At 61.8% G+C, this 19,805-nt stretch carries 21 protein-coding genes and 1 pseudogene; 8 read left to right on the top strand and 14 right to left on the bottom strand.

Features of this window, described 5'->3' with window-relative positions:
• Nucleotides 1-5: 5 nt before the first annotated feature.
• Nucleotides 6-1,472 (bottom strand): arginine-ornithine antiporter, encoded by a 1,467-nt coding sequence (gene arcD / locus AC04SF_RS34400; RefSeq protein ID WP_488481395.1) that lies wholly within the window; start codon nucleotides 1,470-1,472, stop codon nucleotides 6-8.
• 225 nt (nucleotides 1,473-1,697) lie between these two features.
• Here arcD and AC04SF_RS34395 point away from each other — a divergent pair, with 225 nt between their 5' ends.
• Both AC04SF_RS34395 and AC04SF_RS34390 read left to right on the top strand, forming a co-directional pair.
• Nucleotides 1,698-2,345, top strand: coding sequence for a BON domain-containing protein (locus tag AC04SF_RS34395; RefSeq protein ID WP_488481394.1), 648 nt, complete (start codon nucleotides 1,698-1,700; stop codon nucleotides 2,343-2,345).
• 61 nt (nucleotides 2,346-2,406) lie between these two features.
• Nucleotides 2,407-2,505: pseudogene (locus AC04SF_RS34390) on the top strand (MDR/zinc-dependent alcohol dehydrogenase-like family protein); the annotation flags it as partial.
• 144 nt (nucleotides 2,506-2,649) lie between these two features.
• On the opposite strand, the gene AC04SF_RS34385 reads toward AC04SF_RS34390, so the two are convergent.
• Nucleotides 2,650-3,180: a cytochrome b/b6 domain-containing protein gene (locus AC04SF_RS34385; RefSeq protein ID WP_488481428.1), complete on the bottom strand. Its 531-nt coding sequence runs from the start codon at nucleotides 3,178-3,180 to the stop codon at nucleotides 2,650-2,652.
• Nucleotides 3,181-3,223: 43 nt separating this feature from the next.
• Nucleotides 3,224-3,502, bottom strand: coding sequence for a PepSY domain-containing protein (locus AC04SF_RS34380; protein ID WP_096454916.1), 279 nt, complete (start codon nucleotides 3,500-3,502; stop codon nucleotides 3,224-3,226).
• A gap of 259 nt (nucleotides 3,503-3,761) precedes the next feature.
• Here AC04SF_RS34380 and AC04SF_RS34375 point away from each other — a divergent pair, with 259 nt between their 5' ends.
• Both AC04SF_RS34375 and AC04SF_RS34370 read left to right on the top strand, forming a co-directional pair.
• A complete protein-coding gene (locus AC04SF_RS34375) occupies nucleotides 3,762-4,259 on the top strand; it encodes a plastocyanin/azurin family copper-binding protein (protein ID WP_488481393.1) in 498 nt (165 codons plus the stop codon).
• 163 nt (nucleotides 4,260-4,422) lie between these two features.
• On the top strand, nucleotides 4,423-5,406 hold the full coding sequence (locus tag AC04SF_RS34370) for a zinc-dependent alcohol dehydrogenase family protein (RefSeq protein ID WP_488481392.1): 984 nt from the start codon (nucleotides 4,423-4,425) through the stop codon (nucleotides 5,404-5,406).
• 14 nt (nucleotides 5,407-5,420) lie between these two features.
• Here AC04SF_RS34370 and AC04SF_RS34365 read toward each other — a convergent pair whose 3' ends face one another.
• The 5 genes from AC04SF_RS34365 to AC04SF_RS34345 all read right to left on the bottom strand — a co-directional run bounded on the left by AC04SF_RS34365 (nucleotide 5,421) and on the right by AC04SF_RS34345 (nucleotide 10,114).
• Complete coding sequence (locus AC04SF_RS34365; RefSeq protein ID WP_488481391.1) at nucleotides 5,421-5,990, bottom strand: NAD(P)H-dependent oxidoreductase; 570 nt, start codon at nucleotides 5,988-5,990, stop codon at nucleotides 5,421-5,423.
• Between the two features lie 53 nt (nucleotides 5,991-6,043).
• Nucleotides 6,044-6,430, bottom strand: coding sequence for a hypothetical protein (locus AC04SF_RS34360; RefSeq protein WP_095775423.1), 387 nt, complete (start codon nucleotides 6,428-6,430; stop codon nucleotides 6,044-6,046).
• An 85-nt stretch (nucleotides 6,431-6,515) separates the two neighbouring features.
• On the bottom strand, nucleotides 6,516-7,769 hold the full coding sequence (locus tag AC04SF_RS34355; protein WP_488481390.1) for an MgtC/SapB family protein: 1,254 nt from the start codon (nucleotides 7,767-7,769) through the stop codon (nucleotides 6,516-6,518).
• 13 nt (nucleotides 7,770-7,782) lie between these two features.
• Nucleotides 7,783-8,232, bottom strand: coding sequence for a thioredoxin TrxC (gene trxC / locus AC04SF_RS34350; protein ID WP_488481427.1), 450 nt, complete (start codon nucleotides 8,230-8,232; stop codon nucleotides 7,783-7,785).
• 28 nt (nucleotides 8,233-8,260) lie between these two features.
• Nucleotides 8,261-10,114 (bottom strand): heavy metal translocating P-type ATPase, encoded by a 1,854-nt coding sequence (locus tag AC04SF_RS34345; RefSeq protein ID WP_488481426.1) that lies wholly within the window; start codon nucleotides 10,112-10,114, stop codon nucleotides 8,261-8,263.
• A gap of 167 nt (nucleotides 10,115-10,281) precedes the next feature.
• Here AC04SF_RS34345 and AC04SF_RS34340 point away from each other — a divergent pair, with 167 nt between their 5' ends.
• Together AC04SF_RS34340 and AC04SF_RS34335 are read left to right on the top strand one after the other, a co-directional pair.
• Nucleotides 10,282-12,963, top strand: a complete 2,682-nt coding sequence (locus tag AC04SF_RS34340; RefSeq protein WP_488481389.1) for a bifunctional acetate--CoA ligase family protein/GNAT family N-acetyltransferase — start codon at nucleotides 10,282-10,284, stop codon at nucleotides 12,961-12,963.
• A 230-nt stretch (nucleotides 12,964-13,193) separates the two neighbouring features.
• Nucleotides 13,194-13,631, top strand: a complete 438-nt coding sequence (locus tag AC04SF_RS34335) for a cytochrome b (RefSeq protein ID WP_488481388.1) — start codon at nucleotides 13,194-13,196, stop codon at nucleotides 13,629-13,631.
• Here AC04SF_RS34335 and AC04SF_RS34330 read toward each other — a convergent pair.
• Complete coding sequence (locus tag AC04SF_RS34330) at nucleotides 13,587-15,200, bottom strand: bifunctional aminoglycoside phosphotransferase/ATP-binding protein (protein WP_488481425.1); 1,614 nt, start codon at nucleotides 15,198-15,200, stop codon at nucleotides 13,587-13,589. The genes AC04SF_RS34335 and AC04SF_RS34330 overlap by 45 nt on opposite strands.
• A gap of 40 nt (nucleotides 15,201-15,240) precedes the next feature.
• Complete coding sequence (locus tag AC04SF_RS34325; protein WP_488481387.1) at nucleotides 15,241-15,639, bottom strand: c-type cytochrome; 399 nt, start codon at nucleotides 15,637-15,639, stop codon at nucleotides 15,241-15,243.
• 175 nt (nucleotides 15,640-15,814) lie between these two features.
• On the opposite strand from AC04SF_RS34325, the gene AC04SF_RS34320 reads away from it, so the two are divergent.
• Complete coding sequence (locus AC04SF_RS34320; protein ID WP_488481386.1) at nucleotides 15,815-16,651, top strand: universal stress protein; 837 nt, start codon at nucleotides 15,815-15,817, stop codon at nucleotides 16,649-16,651.
• Between the two features lie 77 nt (nucleotides 16,652-16,728).
• Here AC04SF_RS34320 and AC04SF_RS34315 read toward each other — a convergent pair whose 3' ends face one another.
• From AC04SF_RS34315 to AC04SF_RS34305, 3 genes are read right to left on the bottom strand one after another with little or no spacing between them, the layout of a single operon-like run.
• Nucleotides 16,729-17,175 carry a pyridoxamine 5'-phosphate oxidase family protein gene (locus AC04SF_RS34315; protein ID WP_488481385.1) on the bottom strand — a complete coding sequence of 149 codons (447 nt, stop codon included), beginning with the start codon at nucleotides 17,173-17,175 and terminating at the stop codon, nucleotides 16,729-16,731.
• Between the two features lie 19 nt (nucleotides 17,176-17,194).
• Complete coding sequence (locus AC04SF_RS34310) at nucleotides 17,195-17,881, bottom strand: phosphoribosyltransferase (RefSeq protein ID WP_488481384.1); 687 nt, start codon at nucleotides 17,879-17,881, stop codon at nucleotides 17,195-17,197.
• A 3-nt stretch (nucleotides 17,882-17,884) separates the two neighbouring features.
• Entirely contained in the window at nucleotides 17,885-18,472 is a 588-nt protein-coding gene (locus AC04SF_RS34305) for a DUF2267 domain-containing protein (protein WP_488481383.1), read from the bottom strand.
• 46 nt (nucleotides 18,473-18,518) lie between these two features.
• On the opposite strand from AC04SF_RS34305, the gene AC04SF_RS34300 reads away from it, so the two are divergent.
• The gene (locus AC04SF_RS34300; RefSeq protein WP_488481382.1) at nucleotides 18,519-19,367 is read left to right on the top strand and encodes a universal stress protein; all 849 of its coding nucleotides are present in this window, start codon (nucleotides 18,519-18,521) and stop codon (nucleotides 19,365-19,367) included.
• Between the two features lie 111 nt (nucleotides 19,368-19,478).
• Here AC04SF_RS34300 and AC04SF_RS34295 read toward each other — a convergent pair.
• The coding region (locus tag AC04SF_RS34295) for an aminotransferase class I/II-fold pyridoxal phosphate-dependent enzyme (protein WP_488481381.1) at nucleotides 19,479-19,805 on the bottom strand (327 nt) is incomplete at its 5' end.

Here is a 19,805-nt window from a genome sequence, read left to right as displayed (position 1 = left end):
TCCTCTCACAGCGGGCTGACAGCGCCGGTCCACATCTCGTAGACGGCGAGGATGGCGACCGCGACGAGGGCTGCGGCGAGTGCCGCTTCGGCAGGATGAAACACGCGCTGATTGGTTTCGCGGCGCGCCCAGATGAAGAAGATGATGCCGGGCGCATAGAGGATCGCGCACATGAACAGGTAGGCAGGCCCTGCCGCGTAGACGAGCCACAGGCCGTAGACCGTTGCCAGCAAGCCGGCGAAAAGCGGACCGACACGCTGCTCGCCACTTTCGTAACTCTCTCCGGTCAAGGCGAGCTTGGCCGCGTAGGCTCCCGAAAAGATATAGGGCACCAGGATTGCGGCCGACGCGATGTAGAACAGTGCCTGGTAGGTGCTTTGTGCGAAGAGCGTGATCACCAGAAAAGCTTGGACCAGCAGGTTGGTGATCAGAAGCGAAGTCGACGGCACGCCACGTCCGCTTTCCCGGCCGAAGAATTTCGGCATCGTTCCGTCCTTGGCGGCGACATGCGGAATTTCGGCTGCAAGCAGCGTCCAGCTCAGAAAGGCGCCGACCACCGACACGACAAGCGCGATGTTGATGAGGACAGCGCCCCAGGGACCGACGACCGCCTCCAGCACGCCCGCCATGGACGGGTTCTTCAGCGCGGCGAGTTCAGGCTGGCTGAGGATGCCGAGCGACAGCAGCGACACCAGGGCGTAGAGGGCGAGACAAGTGAAGAAGCCGAGGACTGTCGCCATGGCGATGTCTTTGCGGCGCTCGGCCCGGCCGGAAAATACGCTGGCGCCTTCGATACCGATGAATACCCACAGGGTCACCAGCATCGTGCTCTTCACCTGGGCGGTAATCGAACCGAGACCGGCGTTCCCGAGACCGGTGAAGTCGAGGGACCAGACCTGCAGTTTGAAGGCGACGGCAACAACCCCAACGAACAGGACGATTGGAGCGATCTTCGCCACCGTGACGATGAGGTTCACAACGGCGGCCTGCCGGATGCCGGCGAGAACCAGGACATGGATCAGCCATAGCAGGATCGATGCGCCGAGCACCGCCTGCCAGGTGTTTCCGTCGCCAAAGGCCGGAAAGAAATAGGAGAGCGCGCTGAAAACGATCACCGCGTAGGAGACGTTGCCGACCCATGCGCTGATCCAGTAGCCCCAGGCGCTGTTGAACCCGATGAAGGGACCGAAGCCGGCCTTGGCGTAAGCGTAGGGTCCGGCGTCGAGCTCGGGCTTGCGGGTGGCGAGCGATTGATAGACGAAGACCAGCGCCAGCATCCCGACAGCGGTGATCGCCCAGCCAATCAGGATAGCGAGAGGACCCGCGCCTGCCGCCATGTTCTGCGGCAGGCTAAACACGCCGGAGCCGACCATGGACCCGATCACCAGTGCGGTCAGGGACCCCAGTCTGAGTTTCGTCGGCGCCGCGGTAGCGACTTTCCGAACAGGAACGTTGATGTCGGCCGTGGTCATGATGCTCTCCCGGATTTGAGGCTCAGATGGGAGGCAATCAACAGGAAGACCGGCCAGGCAGCTTTGATGTTGGTCAAATAGAAGCTTGATTTCCAAAGGCGCGAGCTCGGGGCCCGCCGTTTGCTCGAGATCGTTTGATCCGCATCAACGTCCACATGACCTCGCCTCTCCATAATCAAACCTTGACCGAGCGAGCGCGGCCCGCTCACAAGAAGAGGTGCAACCATGAACAACAACGTTTTGAGGCAGAACATCATCGATGAGTTGGAGTTCGAGCCAAGCATCGACGCAGCCAATATCGGCATCGCCGTTGACAACGGCGTGGTCACGTTGACCGGCCATGTGTCGACCTACGCGCAGAAGGCAGCCACGGAAGAAGCGGTACGCCGCGTCAAGGGTGTGAAAGGTATCGCGGAGGAAATCGAAGTACGGCCCTTGGGGAGTAATCTGACGGCCGACGACGAGATCGCCAAGCGTGCTCTGCACTCGATCAGCTGGAATACTGTCGTGCCAGACGGAGCGGTCCAGGTGAAAGTCCAGAATGGCTGGGTGACACTCACCGGCAAGGTGGAGTGGCAGTATCAGAGATCCGCCGCGTTCGCCGCCATCCGATACCTGGCCGGCGTGATCGGCGTCGTCAACAACATCGAGGTGATGCCGCACGCGACTGCGCCGAATGTGAAAAAGTGCATCGAAGACGCCTTGAAGCGTAATGCCGAGGTCGGGTCAAAAGCGATAGAAGTCAATGTATCCGACGGCAAGGTTACCCTGAAAGGCAAGGTCAACAGCTGGGCCGAACGCCGTACAACAGAGCGCGCCGCCTGGGCTGTGCCTGGCGTGCGCATGGTTGAAGACCACCTTACAATCGCCTGATGCGTCGGAACGTCAAAGGGAAGCGAGCATGACCCGCTTCCCTTGTTCCTTGCGGCGAACTCGCACGCATACCAAAGTCTATCCGCTAGAACAGGCCAATCGGGCGTTGGACGATCTGAGACAAGGAAGATTGAGTGGCGCCGCTGTCCTGGTGCCATGACGCCGGATTGATTATCAGCGCATTTGTCGGACCCACTTCGCCCGTATGGCGTCGCTGGCGCCCGCGATCGCGCTGAACAGGGGCGATCGAAATGCGCACCGTGATCGTTGAGATGCGAACCGGACTTGGCGCGCTAGCAGAACGTCAAGCGATGTCAGCGGGCCCGGCCTTGCGTTTGCAGCCGGTGATCATCGCCCGAACCAGGTTTTCGCGATGGCGAAAGCTTGCCAGTGCGACGCCGCCAATGTGGAGGAAGACGAGCAGCAGCAAGCCATGCGCGGCAAGGCTGTGCGCCGCCTCGACCCACGACACGCCGAAATAGGCGTCCGTTGTCATCAGCCATCCGGTCAGCGCGGTTGAACCCATCGCCGCAATCAGCGCGATCACCATTGCTCCGCCTGCCGGATTGTGGCCGATGTAGCGGGCTTCGCGGCCACTCAGTATTGCGGAGAGGTAGCGCAGCACCGTCACCGGATCGCGCACGAATTGCGAAAACCGCGCATAGGGCGTGCCCAGAACGGCCCATAAGAGCCGCATTGCGACCAGCGCGGCAGCGGCGTAGCCGGCCCAATGGTGAACGTCCTCCGCGGAATGGGAGGTAAACCAGGCCGTAACGAAGCTGAGCACCAGCGCCCAGTGGAAGCTCCGCACGACCCGGTCCCAGACGCGCACCATCTCCGGCGATGGCTGCGCGTCCGCGACTACCGATGCGTTCCGATCAGTTTTCGCCGGCTTCGGCATTGTCGAGCTTTTCAAGGGTCTCTGCGTTGTAGGCGAGGTTCACTTTCTTGCCGGCCTTGTCGACCGCGTAGACTTCGTAGCAGCCCTTCTCGACCTTGATCTGGCGAACGGTGAGGCCTTCGCCAGTCAATTGAGCCTCGAGCGTAGCTTTGGGTTTGAACTGTGATTTCGGGGCGGTGCTGCAGCTGCCCCCAGCAGCGAGCGTTGGCCCTGCAATCATCCCGGCGAGTGCGGCGAGGACAAGTGTGCGATACATGATGGCTCCATTCGGGAGGTTGGGCGCGGATCTTGCGCCTTGAGGGGTGGATTTCGACCGGTCCGGTCAGACGGCGGTATGACCGTCATTGGTGCGGGATAAACAATTCAAGCTGACAACTGGCTGACAGCGGCATCGACGCTGCTGGCTCGGCTCGCCGCCGGTCGATTTGATCTGGCGCAAGGACGGCGGGTGGTGTCGCGAGCAGTATGACAATTGGGAAGTAGAGCGCTTCCGCTGCCTTCCTGAGGAGAACGTCATGAAAACCATATCGAGGAGAGCGGCGCTAGGGCTTGCCGCCGCAATGCTCATGGCCGGCAGCGCCGGTGCTGTCCACGCTGCTGCGATTGTCCAGATATCGCTATGGGACAAGGGCGCGAGTGCGGAGATGCCGATGGGGCTCGCTTATGCGGCGCCGGGAATAGATCTCTCCAAGGCCACCATGGGTATCAAGGCTTCTCCCGGTACGGTGAAGGCCGGGGAGGTCACATTCAATGTGAAGAATGACTCCAAGGACACCGTTCACGAAATGATCGTGATGTACCTTGCCGATCCCGGCAAGCCACTTCCTTACGTTGAGGCCGAGAACCGGGTCGACGAAGACAAAGCTGGCGACAAGGGCGAAGTTTCGGAACTTGACCCTGGCAAATCAGGCACGTTAACCGTCGAATTGAAGGCCGGAAAATACCTGCTTATCTGCAACGTTCCAGGTCACTATGGGGCCGGCATGTGGGCCGAATTCACAGTCGATCCATAGGCCGCAGAACAAGGCAACGCCTTGATCAGAGTCGGTGACTTGTCGCAGTTCTCGAAAGCTTGCCGGGATCGCCGTACTTTACCGGTGGGCCGCCGTACGACGGCAAGGCCAAGAGTGGGTCGCAATCCGCTTCGTTTGTTTCCGGGGCAACGTGGGGCGCATCATGAGAGCAATGGTGCTCGAGAGCATCGGCACTCCCTTGAGACTGGCCGACAGATCCGACCCCTTACCGGGGGTCGGTGAGATACGGTTGAAGGTCGAGGCATGCGCGGTCTGCCGGACCGATCTGCATGTCATTGATGGGGATCTTCGTCACCCAAAACTGCCGCTGGTTCCCGGTCACGAAATCGTCGGCATTGTCGATGCCGTGGGCAAGGGCGTTGCGCGTTCCAGGATCGGGCGCAGGGTTGGCGTGCCTTGGCTTGGGCACACTTGCGGACACTGTCCCTACTGCCTCGCGGATAGCGAAAATCTCTGCGATCAGCCAGATTTCACCGGCTATACCCGCGATGGTGGCTTTGCCACCCATGTCGTTGCCGATGCACGCTTCGCTTTCGATCTGGATGCGGACGCAGACCCTGTATCCCTTGCGCCGTTGCTTTGCGCTGGCCTGATCGGCTGGCGATGCCTGAAGAAAGCCGGGGACGGCAAGCAGCTTGGGATCTATGGTTTCGGCGCCGCTGCGCATATCGTTGCCCAGATCGCGATCTGGCAAGGTCGTGAAATCTTCGCCTTCACCCGGCCTGGTGACGAGCAAGCAAAGGAATTCGCCCATTCGCTGGGCGCGGCCTGGGCAGGTGGATCGGATGAGTCACCACCCAAGCATCTGGACGCGGCGATCATCTTCGCTCCTGTTGGCGATCTGGTGCCGATCGCGCTTCGTGCCGTGCGCAAGGGTGGCCGGGTGGTGTGCGGAGGCATCCACATGAGTGACATTCCAGCGATGCCTTACGATTTGTTGTGGGAAGAGCGCGAGCTGATTTCCGTCGCAAACCTGACGCGACGCGACGCGCAAGAGTTCTTTCCCATTGCCAAGCGTGCGCAGGTGCGCACGCATACCAAGGTCTATCCGTTGGAACAGGCCAATCAGGCGTTGGACGATCTGAGGCAAGGCAGATTGAGCGGCGCTGCCGTGCTGGTTCCGTGATCGACTGTCGAGGACTATCTGGCCCGTTCACCAAGGTCGCGCATCTGCCGGATCCATTTCGCACGGGTCGCAACGCTGGCGCCAGCGACCATGCCAAACAAGGTCTCGCGCACCGGACTGATGCCGACAAAATGCAGGATGCTTCGCTTCATGCCGGCGATGCCGTGTCCAAGAAACCATAGCCGGTAAAGAACGGATGGCATGCCCATCGTCACCACGACGCGCGCGGAGCGGCCGCGAAGCAATGTCTTGGTGAAGCCGCCGCCCTTGTTCGGATAGGCAAAGGCCGTTCCCGGCCGCATGACCTGTTCCAGAAATGCCTTGAGCATGGCCGGCATGGTCCCAAGCCACAGCGGAAAGACAAAGACAATGTGCTCCGCCCAGATGATCGCTTCGGCCGCTTCCTTCAGCTCATGGGGAATCGAACCGTGCTCGAACTCCTGCATTGTCCGCAGCATCGGAAAATCGATCGCCGCCAAATCGACCCGGCGAACGGCGTGCCCCGCCTTCTCCGCGCCCTCGCCATAGGCCGTGGCGAGACCGCGGCAGAGACGGTCCGGGGACGGGTCGGGATGGCCGACCACAATGAGGATGCGTCATGACATGGTCTACTCCCGGGGAGCCTGACGTTGCCGCTTCAGGGGCGTTCCACCCTCGCCACCTGATAGGTGTGCATGGCGCCGTTGCGCTCGATCGACACATATTCGCCGGTCACGAACCGTTCGTCGCCGAGATGGAAGCCGATCTCGTCATCGCGATCGCCTTCGGCATAGTCGAAATACCACTGTCCGCCAGGCTTGCGCCTCAGCCGGCCGATCAAGTCCTCCTCGCCGGTGCGAAAGCGGCGAACGCGGCAAGAGGCTCGGTGCGATTTCCACTCTTCCGCGTCGATTCGGCCTTCGCCGGTCAACGGAGCCAGCACGTCGTAGCCCTCTTCGCGGTCGCCTTCCGGGTGACCCTTTTCACGGGCCAGCAGCAGCCGGACGTGGCGGAATTTGGGGGTGAGATCCTTCAGACTGGTCATGGCGAACTCCTTTCACGGAGTTCTATAGAGCGGTGGCTGGACCTCGCCCTTGATCCGCGTCAAGGAAGGCTCCGTCGCCGCGTTTCTATCCAGGACCAAGCAACAACATGGCGCCGTAGCCGGCGGTCGCTGCGGCCAAGGTTGCGCCGGCCAGCGGCAACCAGAACCTGATCGGCCCGGCAAATACCGCCAGCGAAAGACGGCCGATCGCATTTGCCGCCAGTGCCGCCAGCACCGCCTGGCCGATAGTCTCGACAGGGACGGAATGCGTGACCAGCCGCAAGGCACTGAGCACCGAGACGTCGACATCGAACGTGCCAGCCAGCGCCGAGGTACCCAGCAGGCCGCGGCCACCGAATTGGGCTGCCAATGCAGCGCTTGCGGTCGCGACAACCGCGAAGAGCAGGGCGAACAGAAGCAGTGGACCCAACTCGAATGGATTGCGCGCAATAGCGCTGCCTTCTCCATTCCCGCTGTGGCGAGTCAGTAGTATCGCACCGCAAACAGCGAAGCCGAGCGCGGCTGCCATCGCCGGTATGGCGACTGAAGCCAACACAATTGGCTCTATGATCAGCACCACGGCACAAACGCGGAGCACCGAAACCATTGCTGCCAGGGATGCCGCCCCTGCGAGTGGTAGCGGATTGCTCGCCGAGGCGGCGTTGCGGGCAAGCGCCAAGGTCACCGCGGTGGAAGAGACGATCGCGCCGGCGAGCGAACTGACCAGCAGGCCGCGCGTATTTCCCAGAATTCGGACAGCCACATAGCCGGCGAACGAAATCGAGGCCATCAGCACCGTCAGAAACCAGACTTCCCACGGATTGAAACCGCCCCACGGGTCCATCGTCCGGTTAGGCAGCAAGGGTAGGACGATCGCCGTCATCACGGCCAGGATCAGCGCCGATCGCAGCTCGATCCAGGTCAGTCGCTTCAGCAGGCCGTGCAGGACCTCTCGGCTGGCCAGGATTGCCGCCAATGCGGCGCCGCCGGCGGCAGCCGCCCGATAGTCGTCGGTAACCGAAAGCGCGCCCAGCGCAAAAACGCCAAGGCCCGCGATCACGCTCGTGACACTGAAATCCTCGTCATGGGCAGCCTCGCGCGCCTTGTACCAGGCAAAGATTGCCGCAAAGGCGATGAAGCCTCCGACCAGCACCGATATTGCGCCGAGCGCGTTGGCGAGCGCGGCGAGAACGCCGCCCAGCAAGCCGGATATGCCGAATGTGCGAATTCCGGCCGTCCGACTGCGATCGGGTGCATCGCGCTCCTGCCAGCCACGCTCCAGGCCGACGAGCAAGCCAATTGCCAGGGCCAGTCCAAGCCGGGCGATGAGCGGATCCATTGGAGCGGCGACTTCAGGCCGCGACCGTCGGCAGGCGGTCGCGAACCCACCTGACGATCTGGCCTGCCGTCATTGCGCCGGATGTGCGCGCGACTTCGCGCCCGCCATGAAAGAGGATCATGGTCGGGATGCCGCGAATGCCGAGTCTGGCGGCAACAGCCTGCTCATTGTCGGAGTTGAGTTTGATCAGGCGAACATGCGGTTCCAGTTCGCTTGCCGCCGCTTCATAGGCCGGCGCCATCATCTTGCAGGGGCCGCACCAAGGTGCCCAGATGTCGACAACAACGGGCAGGCTGCTGCGCGCGATCTGATGATCGAAAGCTGCGGCATCGACATCGTCTGGATGCCCTGAAAACAGCTTGGCTCCACACTTTCCGCATTTTGCCTCCATGGCGTTGCGGACGGGTGGCAGGCGGTTGACCCCACCACATTTGCTGCAAACCACCAGATCTTGCTGTGCCATGGCCATCCACCGATTTTGTTCTCGACCACTATGCGCGCCACAGATGCCCATCGCCAAGGGTGCGCAACGCGTTGAGGATAACCGCTACGTCGATCCCTTCCTGAAGCAGCGCACCGGCAACCGGCGTGATCTGCCCCATGGCAGCCGCGATCATTGCCAGCCCGGACAGCGCCAGCCCGGCGATGATGCTTTGCAAGGCGATCGATCGCGTTCGCCGTGCAATCCAGACCGCATCGGCAACCGGCTGCAGCCTGTCGGTCAGCACAATGACGTCGGCGGCCTCGGAGGAGGCGGTCGCACCACGTGCGCCCATGGCGATACCGACCGTCGCGGCCGCGAGGGCCGGGGCATCGTTGATGCCGTCGCCGACCATCATCGTCGGCGCCGAAGCTTTCTCGGATTCGACCGTTGCGACTTTTTGGGCAGGGGTCGCATCGGTGACCAGGGCGTCGAGGTCGAGCCTGGCGGAGATGCGCTTCGCCGCCACGCCGTCGTCGCCCGTGAGCATAATCAGGCGCGCAATGCCGGCTGAGCGCAGCTTGCCGAGTGCATCATGCGCATCAACACGCAAGGCGTCGCCGAACGTGAAAACACCGGCAAGCCGTCCGCCGAGTGCTAAAAAAACCCTGAGTACGGGCTCGCCCCGGTATTTTTCTTCACCGCTTTTCGCCCATCCGGGCAGCGGCTTGTCGGCGAGCACGAGAGCCCGCGATCCCGCGGTGATCGACATGTCGTCGACCCGGCCCTTCAGGCCGGCACCGCGATGCTCCTGGACACCACGCGGATGCGAGAGCACCAACTGCCTGCCTCGCGCCGCGCGGATGATCGAGTCGGCGAGCACATGGTGCGAGGCCTGTTCCAGGGATGCCAACAGCTGCAGCAGATGGTTGGCGTCGCGGCCGGGGGCAGCTTCGATTTCGATGAGCTCGGCGCCGCCGATGGTCAAGGTTCCCGTCTTGTCGAAGATCGCGGTTCGGACTTGTGCAAGCGCTTCCAGAGCCGCGCTGCCTTTCATCAGGATGCCGGCACGCGCGGCCCGCGATACGCCACCGATGAAGGCAACGGGCGCGGCAAGGATGAGCGGGCAGGGCGTCGCGACGACCAACACGGCAAGCGCTCTGATTGGGTCGCCGGAAACATACCAGGCGGCGCCGGAAACCAGCAATGTGACCGGCAGAAGGAACAGGGCAAAGCGGTCGGCCATGCGAATGAACGGGGATTTAGCGGTCTGCGCTGCGGCAACCATGCGCACGATCGCGGCATAAGTGCTTTGTTCCGCGAGGGCAGAAGCCCGCATGCTGAAGGCCTCGCCCGCATTGACCGTGCCGCTACGTAGAATATCGCCTGCTGTTCGCCGTTCCGGTAGCGGCTCTCCGGTGACCGCCGACTCGTCGAGAGAGGCCGAAGCATCAACCAGGATGCCGTCGACAGGAAGCAGTTCGCCAGCCCGAACCAAAAGCTCGTCGCCGACAGCAACGTCTTCGACGGGGATGGTCTCTGCCCCTGGCGTTGACGTTCGGTGGGCGACACGCGGCGACCGGTCGGTGAGTGCCTTTAGGTTCCGCTCCGCGCGGCCGCGCGCAAAATCCTCGAGCACGGTGCCGCCAGCATACATGATCGCGACCACCACTGCAGCCAGGGGTTGTCCAAGAAGCAGCGCGGCGGACATCGACACCAGCGCAATAACATCGACACCGAAGCGGCCGATCCAGAAATCACGCAGAATGGAGATGGCGAGAGCCACCACCACCGGCAAGGTCGCCACTGTCCAGATCGTGTCGGCCTGAAGGCTGCCCAGGCCGGTTCGCCAAACGCCGATCCCAAGGGCGAGGCCCAGGATGGCAATGACCAGCAATGCGCGCCGCAGGATGGTCTCGTTCATGCAAATGCTTTTCCGATTTGAACGATGCGAGCCAATGTCGCAAGCACTGACGAGCGCGTGGTACTCGCGCAATGGGTAATCCGGATAGGCCGAGAAGGCTTTGATCCAACGCAACGAACGGGCAAGCTCGACAGGTGATTGTTGCAAACGAACAGGAGACATCAGGGGTGACGATCCGAAATCTCGAATATGCATTCGCTCCAAAGTCAGTTGCCGTCGTCGGAGCATCAGGGCGCGAGGGCTCTGTCGGACGCGTCGTTTTCGAGAACATCGTGAACGGCGGCTTCGAGGGCGAGATATGGCCAGTCAACCCAAAATACTCGCAAGTCGCCGGTCGACGCTGCTATGCCGGGGCTGCCGATCTGCCTGATATACCGGACCTCGGCGTCATCGTGACGCCGCCTGAAACGGTTCCCGGCATCGTGCGCGAACTAAGTGACAAGGGCACACGGGCCGCGGTCGTCATTACCGCCGGACTGACGCGCGAGAACGGCTTGCGCCAGGCGATGCTCGATGCCGCCAGGCCCAGCCTGTTCCGCATCATCGGGCCGAACACGGTCGGGCTGATGATACCGCCATTGAAGCTCAATGCCGGCTTTGCTCATATGGCCGCCGAGCCTGGGAACATCGCGCTGCTGTCGCAATCCGGCGCCATTGCCACGTCGCTGATCGACTGGGCTGCGGACAACAATGTCGGCTTCTCGCAGATCGTCTCGCTCGGCGACATGGCGGATGTCGACGTAGGAGACTGCCTCGACATGCTGGCGGGCGACATGCACACACGCGCCATCGTAATGTATCTGGAAACCATTCCCAATCCGCGCAAATTCATCTCGGCAGCCCGCGCGGCGGCACGGATCAAGCCGGTAATCGCGATCAAATCTGGTCGGCATGAGCAATCGGCCAAAGCGGCTGCGACCCACACCGGTGCACTATCGGGGGCCGATCGTGTCGTCGATGCGGCATTGCTGCGCGCCGGCATCCTGCGTGTCAAAGGCCTGACCGAGCTGTTTGACGCTGCAGAAACGATCGCCCGCTTCGCTCCCCTCAAGCAGGCCCGCGTCGGCATTGTCACCAATGGCGGCGGGGCAGGGGTATTGGCCATCGATCAGCTCGTCGACTGCAAAGGCGAATTGGCCGTGCTTTCACCCGCCACCATGGAACGCCTGAACGCCGCATTGCCGCCGACATGGTCGCACGCCAATCCGGTCGACATCATCGGTGACGCCCCGCCGGAGCGCTACAAGGCCGCCGTTGGAGCCGTTGCGGCCGATCCGGCAACGGACGTCGTCCTGGTGATGAATTGCCCAACCGGACTGGGCTCGCCGCTGGCCACCGCAAGCGCGGTGGCGGAACTCGCAAGGGACGGGATGATTGGCGGCAAACCGGTCCTGACCTGCTGGCTCGGGGAACGCACGGCGCGCTCCGGGCGGCAAATCCTTCACCAGGCCGGCATTGCGAGTTTCGAAACGCCCGCTGACGCGGCAACGGCCGTCTCCTATCTCAGTGAATGGTCGCGTGCCCAGCGGGCACTGATGCGTACGCCGTCGAGCCTCAGCGAGGACGTCGCGAGCGATCGGGAAGCCGTGCTTTCCATATTCAGGCAGGTCGCGAGGGAGGGTCGGCGAATGCTGACCGAGCCCGAAGCCAAGGCAGCAATTTCCGCCTACGGCATCCCGGTGCCCGAGACGGTCGTCGCCAGATCTCCTGCAGAGGCGGAAGCCGCGGCCGGCCGGCTCCTCAAGACGTCCGAGCAGGTCGTCGTCAAGCTGCTGTCCAAGGCAATCTCGCATAAGTCGGACATTGGCGGGGTGGTACTCAACATTGCCGATGCCGAGGCCGCAGGGGAGGCCGCACGCGCAATCGAGGCGCGCGTGCGCAGGCACGCGCCGCAAGCCGATATTGAAGGCTATGCCGTTCAGCCCATGGTCGTGCGAAAACAGGCGCAGGAACTCATCCTCGGAATGAGCCGGGATCCGATCTTCGGGCCGGCCATCCTGTTTGGCGCCGGCGGCGTCGCGGTCGAGGTGATGGACGATACGGCGATCGCGCTCCCGCCGCTCGACGACGTTCTTGCCGGGGACCTGATCGGGCAAACGCGAATAGGCCGGCTGCTCGCCGGCTTCCGCGATCGCGAGGCGGCGGATCGGCAAGCGATCATCGCGGCGCTCAACGGGCTGTCGCAGATGGTTGTCGACTTTCCGTGCCTCGTTTCAATGGATGTCAATCCGCTGCTGGCGGACGCCGCAGGCGTGGTTGCGCTCGATGCCCGCGTCGAGATCGAGCCCGAACGCGTGGAGGAGCCTGGACCCAATCCGGCACTTGCCATCAGGCCCTATCCATCGGGTTGGGAGAAGGAATTTTCGACAGGTGGTGCGCACTATCGCATCCGGCCAATCAAGCCAGCCGATATCGCGCTCTATCCCGAATTCCTTGCCAGGATTTCGCCAGACGATCTGCGCCTGCGTTTCCTCTCGCCGCGCAAGAGCTTTTCCGACCAGGCTTTGAAGCGGTTCACCCAGCTCGACTACGACCGCAACATGGCTTTCGTCGCTCTGGACGCAAGCACTGGCACCTTGGCGGGTATCAGCCGGCTAGCCTGTGATCCTGACCGCTCCGTCGCCGAATATGCCTTGCTGGTGCGCACGGATCTGCAGGGCCACGGCCTAGGCTGGGAGTTGCTCAGACGGATCGTTGACTATGCAAAGGCCGATGGCATCGGCCGGATCGAGGGCATCATGCTCAGCGAAAATGTAAAGATGCTCTCGATGTGCCGAGAGGTTGGGTTCTCGATCGCACATCACCCAAGCGAAACCGGCTTGTCGATTGCGACGTTGGACGTCCGGTGACGAGGCGGTACCGCTCGTCTTCGCAGGCGGTAGGTATCGACGCTCCAAGCCCATCATACCAAAGTGTAAGATTCCTGCCACAATTCCGGGAGGATTCGGGCGAATTTCGACCAATCTTACGCGCTCTTTTCAGTCTCACTACAGCGTGTTGCCTTATAAGGGAGATGAACGTGCCTAAAACTATACGAGGATACTCATTTTATCAGGTCGCTTTGCATTGGATTATTGCATTGCTCGTCCTGTTCCAACTGTTCTACGGTGAGAGTATGACCGGCATCGTCGATGCTGCCGGCGAAGGCCAGCCCGTATCGGCAACCGATCAGCTGTTGGCGTCGGCCCATTATTGGGTAGGCATTGCGATACTTGGTTTCGTTCTGCTGCGCTTGATCCTCAGGCTTGTCCACGGTGCGCCCGCGCCGGCGAACGAGGAACCACGCTGGATGCAACTCGCGGCCCATGCATCACACGGTTTGTTCTACTTCCTGCTGCTGGCGACGCCGATCGTGGGCCTGCTCGCCTTCTACCTGGGTGATCCGTGGGGCGACATTCACGCCCTGAACAAGCCGGCCTTCATCCTCCTCATCGGCATCCACGTCGTCGCCGCCCTGTACCATCAGTTCTGGCTACGGGACGGGACGCTGAGGCGCATGATCTCTCCTGCCCGATAGGGACGATGCGGACGGAAGTGCCCCTTCGCGTCCAGAGGCTGGAGTCGCGGCCGCAACGAAACCCTGAATCTGCGCCGCGATTTCAGCGGCGCTTCGATCGGCCTCGATGCTCAACCAGTTCAGCGGACGGGTATCCCGCTGCATCTGCCGCGAGAGGATGTCGACCGTGGCATCGGAAGGGCCACTTGTGCGCTCTTGGACACGACGCCAAAGCACAAGCGGATCAGCCGTCAGCCAAAATCCGGCAAAAGGGATGCCCCTGTCAGCGGCGACGCGTTCGATCCTGTCCCGATCGACGGGCCTGTCGAAGACGGCATCGGCCACAACGGATCCGCCTTCCGAAAGAATGAGGCCGGCGCGCCAGGCAATCTGGCGATAGACCCGTTCGGACACGTCAGGCCGATAGGCTTTGTTTGGCAACCTCGTCTCGGCGGGCACACCATGCATCGCCTTGCGTAAGCGATCGCTCTCGATGATCCGGGCGCCGGGCGGCGCGCCGACATGGGCCGCGAGCGCCTCCGCAATGGTCGTCTTGCCGGAACCACTGAGGCCGCCGATGGCAACGAGCCGGGGTGATGTTTGCTGGAGAAATGTCTGGGCAAGGTCGAAATAGGATCTCGCCTCCGCAGTCAGCTTGTCGGAGTCGGCACTGCCTTCCTCGACTTGCGTCGCCGTCACATGGGCGCGCACGGCAGCCCGCACCGCCATGAAAAACGGCAGCAGGATGAAACCGTCTTCGTCGTCGGCTTCGTCGAGATAGCGGTTCATGACCAGATTGGCGAGCTGCGGAAAACCGCGATGCCAGAGGTCCATCAACAAGAAGGCAAGGTCATACAGAACGTCGATGCTGGCGATCTGGTCGTTGAATTCGATGCAATCGAAGAGGCGAGGCTCGCTATCGAAAAGGCAGATGTTGCGCAGGTGCAGATCGCCATGGCACCGGCGGATCTTGCCCGCGGCCTCCCGGCGGTCTAGCAATCCCGCATGCCGGGCAAGCGCGGTGCGGAAGGCCCCGGCAAACGTCTCGATCTCCCGTTTCGTAAAGACATGGCTGGTGCCAAAGCCGGCCTCGTTGATGTCGAGCACGCCCATCAAATTGAACGAGCCGGTGCCATTGTGGATCTTCGGCGCGGCACGGTGATATCCTACGATCATGCGTGCGACCGCGGTCATCAACGCCGGGGTCAGTTCTCCGGCACTTGCCATGCGGTCGAGAAGCTTGGACTGATCGAATCGGACCATCTCGATCGCCGCGTCGACCATTTGCCCTGGACCGTCAAAAGCCAATTTACCGTCGGCTTCCTGTGTGATGCGCCGCACCCCCAGGTAAAGGCCGGGCGCGGTCTTCGAGTTCAGATCCACCTCCTGTTCGCAGGCGGCAAGCCGGAGGGCTGGCGTGGAAAAATCGACATAGGGCAGCTTGACCGCGCGCTTCATCTTGAACGCGCGTTCGCCGATCAGAAAAATACGCGAGATATGGGTCTCGATCGCCTCGACTGACCCGGCCGCGCCATATGAGGCGGGATCGAGCAGAAACGAGACAGCAGCTTGCTGGTCGTCTACGATCATCGCCGGCCTCCTTGATGTGTCTTGTTTCCGCGATCTGCGCTCATTGCTGCAGCGTCTCGACATAACCGGCCAGATCATGGATCCGTTCCCTGGTGACGATTTCCCCGGCATTCGGGCCATATTTCTTCACGTCACCCGGAAGGAATTGCCGGCCCCAGACCGGCATGTCGCGATCGCCATGCGCCGCCACCATGCCGCGGCCGTCGATGACGGCAAAGACGCGCCAATAAGGGAATTCGCCGCCATTGCGCCTGGAGAGGCGCGTCAGGTCGCTCGGCCGCTTCAACAACTCGTCGCCCAACGGGCCGTCCCCCTTGCCTTCAGGGCCATGGCAGACGGCGCATGAGTTCATGTATTCCGCCTTGCCGTTGCCGAGTTCCTGGGCGCCAGCCACGTTGAGGGCCAATCCCGCCAAAATCGCCGCGATCAGGAATTTCATCTGCGTTTCCCCGATTGATCGACTGAAACCTACAGCCCCAGTCCGCGAGTGCGTTGATGCGGATCAAATGCCGCCGCGGTCACGTTGTTTGATTCAGCGCAATGAACGCATCGGGCACCCTCGCTAATGACTGAAACCACGACTGATCTTTCAATCGAAATCAGGAGTTGCCGCCGTGACTTTCAGGACACTGCTTACGGTTACCGGACCGAACCAGGGCGAGGGCGATCTAAAGCTAGCCGCCTCGCTGTGCGAACAGGTCGGTGCCCATCTCTCCGTACTCGTTCTCGAACTCGCCGCACCGCCGTCAGGCGGTGAGTATGCTGCCGTCGTCTCACCAGCTTGGCTGGCAGAACGTCAGGCCGAGCTGAAAAGACTCGAGAAACGAATTTCGGATGTCGCCGGCTTTCTCTCCCAGAGCGCCGTATCGGCCGATCTGAGCGACGACTATCCTGACATGGGATGGGCGGACGACGTCATCGGAAGGCGTGCCCGCTACGCCGATCTGACCATTCTCGGACCGGATCTGCTGGCAAGCCATACGCTCAAGGATAAAGTCATCGAGGGCACGCTGTTCTCATCGGGAAAGCCCATTCTGCTCGTTCCCGAGGGGTCGCGGCCGACGCTGAAGCCGAAACGCATCCTCGTTGCATGGGACGCGCGTCTTGAGTCATCGCGCGCCGTCCGCGAGTCGCTCGATATGCTGAAAGGCGCCGAAGATGTGCGCCTTGTCATCGTCGATCCCATTGAAAACGAGTTCCATCATGGCGAGGAGCCGGGTGCCGATGCCGCAGCCTATCTTGCCCGGCACGGCGTGAAGGTTACGGTCGATCGGCTGCCGAGCGCGAACCATTCGGTCGCCGACGTCCTTCGCCAGCATGCCAGCGACGTTGCGGCCGAGTTGATGGTCATGGGCGCCTATGGTCATTCCCGGTTGCGCGAGCGGATTTTCGGCGGGGTCACCAAGTCGGTGCTTGAGGGACAATCGCTGCCGGTCTTGATGGCGCGATAGCAATTCAACCGCGGAGAAAAAGGGCCGGTGCAGATTGCGCCGGCCGTTTTCATTTCTCGCAAGATTTGATGGGGCGACTACTCGTTTGCTTCTCGTCCGGACACCTGCTCGATCAGGATCCGAAAGAAAACGTGCGGTGCATTGTCGGCGGTGGGAGGAACGACCGGCTTGAGTGCGCCGGGTTCCCACCAGTCGGAGTGCTTGCTCAACACCGACCAGGCATGATCCCGCTCAAGCTTGTGGCCGATCCGGTCAGGCAGTTCTTCGTATCGGCCGTCGGCAATGACACTTTTCCATCCTCGCCCCTGGCCATGTTCATCGACCTGGACGGACACCAGCGGATTGGCCCGCATCCATTCGATCTTTTTGCCCGGCATGGAAAACGCGTAGAGATGAGCGTCCGAATGGGCGTAGTAGAAGGGCACGACATAGGGCTGCCCATCCTTTGCGCATGCCAGGCGGCCCACGCGATTGGCCGTCAGCAATTTAGTACATTCCAAAACAGAAAGCGTGCGGATCTGCATCAGTGCGATCTCCTGTTCTTCACGGCTTTTGACCTAGGCCGGAAACGTGCCGCCGGCCAGTCTTGTACAGCTGGGCAGCCTCGTCCATAGCGGAGACAACGTCGTTGTCAGAGAGCTGCGGGAATCGCAGATAGTGGTGGCCCAAGGCCCGGAACTGTCCTGGCTGACTAAGGCAGACCACACGGTCCGCTTCTTGCTCCAGCGCGGCGACCGTCTCTTGCGGTGAAACGGGAACTGCGACGATGATTTCCCTCGGCGACCGGCGCTTGAGGGCGCGGACCGCGATTTTCATGGTCGTACCGGTCGCGGCCCCGTCATCGACGATGATAGCGGTTTTTCCCGCAATCGAGATCGGTTTGGTCTTCCCGCGATAGGCAACGCGCCTGCGTTCGAGTTCTGGGCGCTCGTTTGCAATCAAGACGCGTAGTTCGCCTTCGTCGAGCGCATAGGTCTCGACAATCTCACGGTTCAACACGATCTCCCCAGGGTCGCCATCGACGATTGCGGCAACAGCCAACTCGGGATTGCCCGGGGCGCCGACCTTGCGGACGATAAGCAGGTCAAGAGGCGCATTGAGCGCCCTGGCTACTTCCACGGCGACAGGCACGCCACCCCGCGGCAATGCCAGCACGACAGGCCGATGCAATTGAAGCCTGCTCAGTTCCAAGCCGAGTTGCACGCCAGCATCTTTGCGGTCGCGGAACATCAGTCAATCCGCCGGCCACAGTTTCCGCAGCGACTTCTTCATCGAGTTTCTGACCTGCACGATCTCGCCATGCGAAATATGGCGATCGAGAAGCTTGAACACCGCGTTGATCGCGACGTCGAAATCTATCTCCTCATCGTAGCCGAAACTGCTTCTGACGTGGAGGATAAAGTCGCGCTTCTTGTGCTCACGCGCCGGCGCCGATGGGTTCCAGCCTTCGAAGTAGATGCCACGCACCAAAACAGGCAACTGCGCCGCAAGATCGGCCATTTCCGCTTGCGATAGCCAGTCCCGCACTGTGTGGAGAACGGACCTCAGGAGACGGCACGCGCTCGGTTCGCTCCAGCCTAGTTCCTTGGCAAGTTCCTTGACCCACTGCTGCGCCTGCTGGGCAGCATGAGTGAAGTCGGCAAAGGACGTGTGAGAACAATGACCCATGGCGGCGCTCCTTGAAGATTGAAATCCATTCTTAGGCGCCGGAAGGCCTTGGGCATTGAGCCGGATCAAATTCCTCGCAAACATGCGGGTGCCTGAAATGCTCCACGACAGAGCGATGAGCATTTGCGGTGGATCAAAGCGCGCCTTGTCCATCGCGACTACGACACATCTCGAAGGAACGGTGGCCGACCGTCCCCCAATGGAGGCCCTGGTGAAGACGATAGCATCCCTCTTCCTGTCAACCTATCCTGACGCAAACTCGCTGCAAATCGCAGCGAGCTCGGTTGCCCTCGTCAAGCAGATCAACGCAGCGCTGCATGCTGTTGCCATTGATGTCGAGATTCCCGACGTTTCGAACGCCCTCTCAAAGCTTTTGCTGGATCTGCCCTACAAGATACAAGAGGCCGAGGCGACCAGTCGCAAGCGCGGAAAAGTTCTTCTCGAGGCAATTGTCCAAGAAGCCGCGCGCGGCGGTGTGACGCTTAACACGCAGGATTTGACGGCATCACCGGCTTTGATGGGCGATGTTGCCGCGGAGCATTCCCGATATTTCGATGTTGGTCTGGTCGGCCTGGCGGCAGGCAACCAGACGGCGCGGATGATGGCCGAAGCGCTGCTGTTCGGTTCGGGTCGACCGACGCTGCTTCTTCCTGATGCCATGGAAGTCGGCATTCTGGACCATATCGTCATCGCCTGGGATGGCAGTCGGGTGGCCGCGCGGGCTGTTGCGGACGCGCGGGCGTTTCTTGAACGCGCCTCGATGATCACCGTTTTGACCGTGACCGACGAAAAGCCGCTTCCGGGACATGGCATCGGTGAACGCCTTGCGCTGGGCTTGAGGGCGCGTGGCCTGGCGGCCGAGGCCGCCCCTATCCAGGCGGGAGATCGTTCAATCGGAACCGCTCTACAGGAGCACGCGCTCAAGATCGGCGGCAAGCTGCTTGTCATGGGCGGATATGGCCATTCCCGCATCAGGGACTTTGTGCTTGGCGGAGCCACCGAAGGCATTCTTACCGATCTGCGGCTGCCTGTCCTGCTATCGCATTAGGCCGGCGAGATGCTAGACGTCTGCGTTCCACCGCAGACTCATGGTGTCACCGGCTCATGCTGTGGGATCGAGACGCCACCTCCTTCGCTGCATTTCGGGTTGGAGCAAGCTTCAGCCTCCGGCCTTCGCCGTGACCAGGGGAACGATCCGATCGCTCTTCGCGACAGCCGGCCGGCCGGCGGAACCGTAGGGAATGCCGAGCGCATCCCAGGTCTCGACCAGCGCGTCCTGCAGTCCCGCGATTAGCGCATCGGAATGGAACGGCGTCGGCGTGGTGCGCAGCCGCTCGGTGCCGCGCGGCACGGTCGGGTAGTTGATCGGCTGGATGTAGATGCCGTGCACGCCAAGCAGGCGGTCGCTGGCCATCTTGCAGAGTTCCGGATCGCCAACCAGCACCGGCACGATGTGGGTCGGAGAGTCCATCACCGGCAGGCCGGC

The sequence above is a fragment of the Mesorhizobium sp. CNPSo 4671 genome (assembly GCF_057784245.1).
Note: the sequence above shows the minus strand (reverse complement) of the source record. Positions and strands in the feature narration are given on the sequence as shown.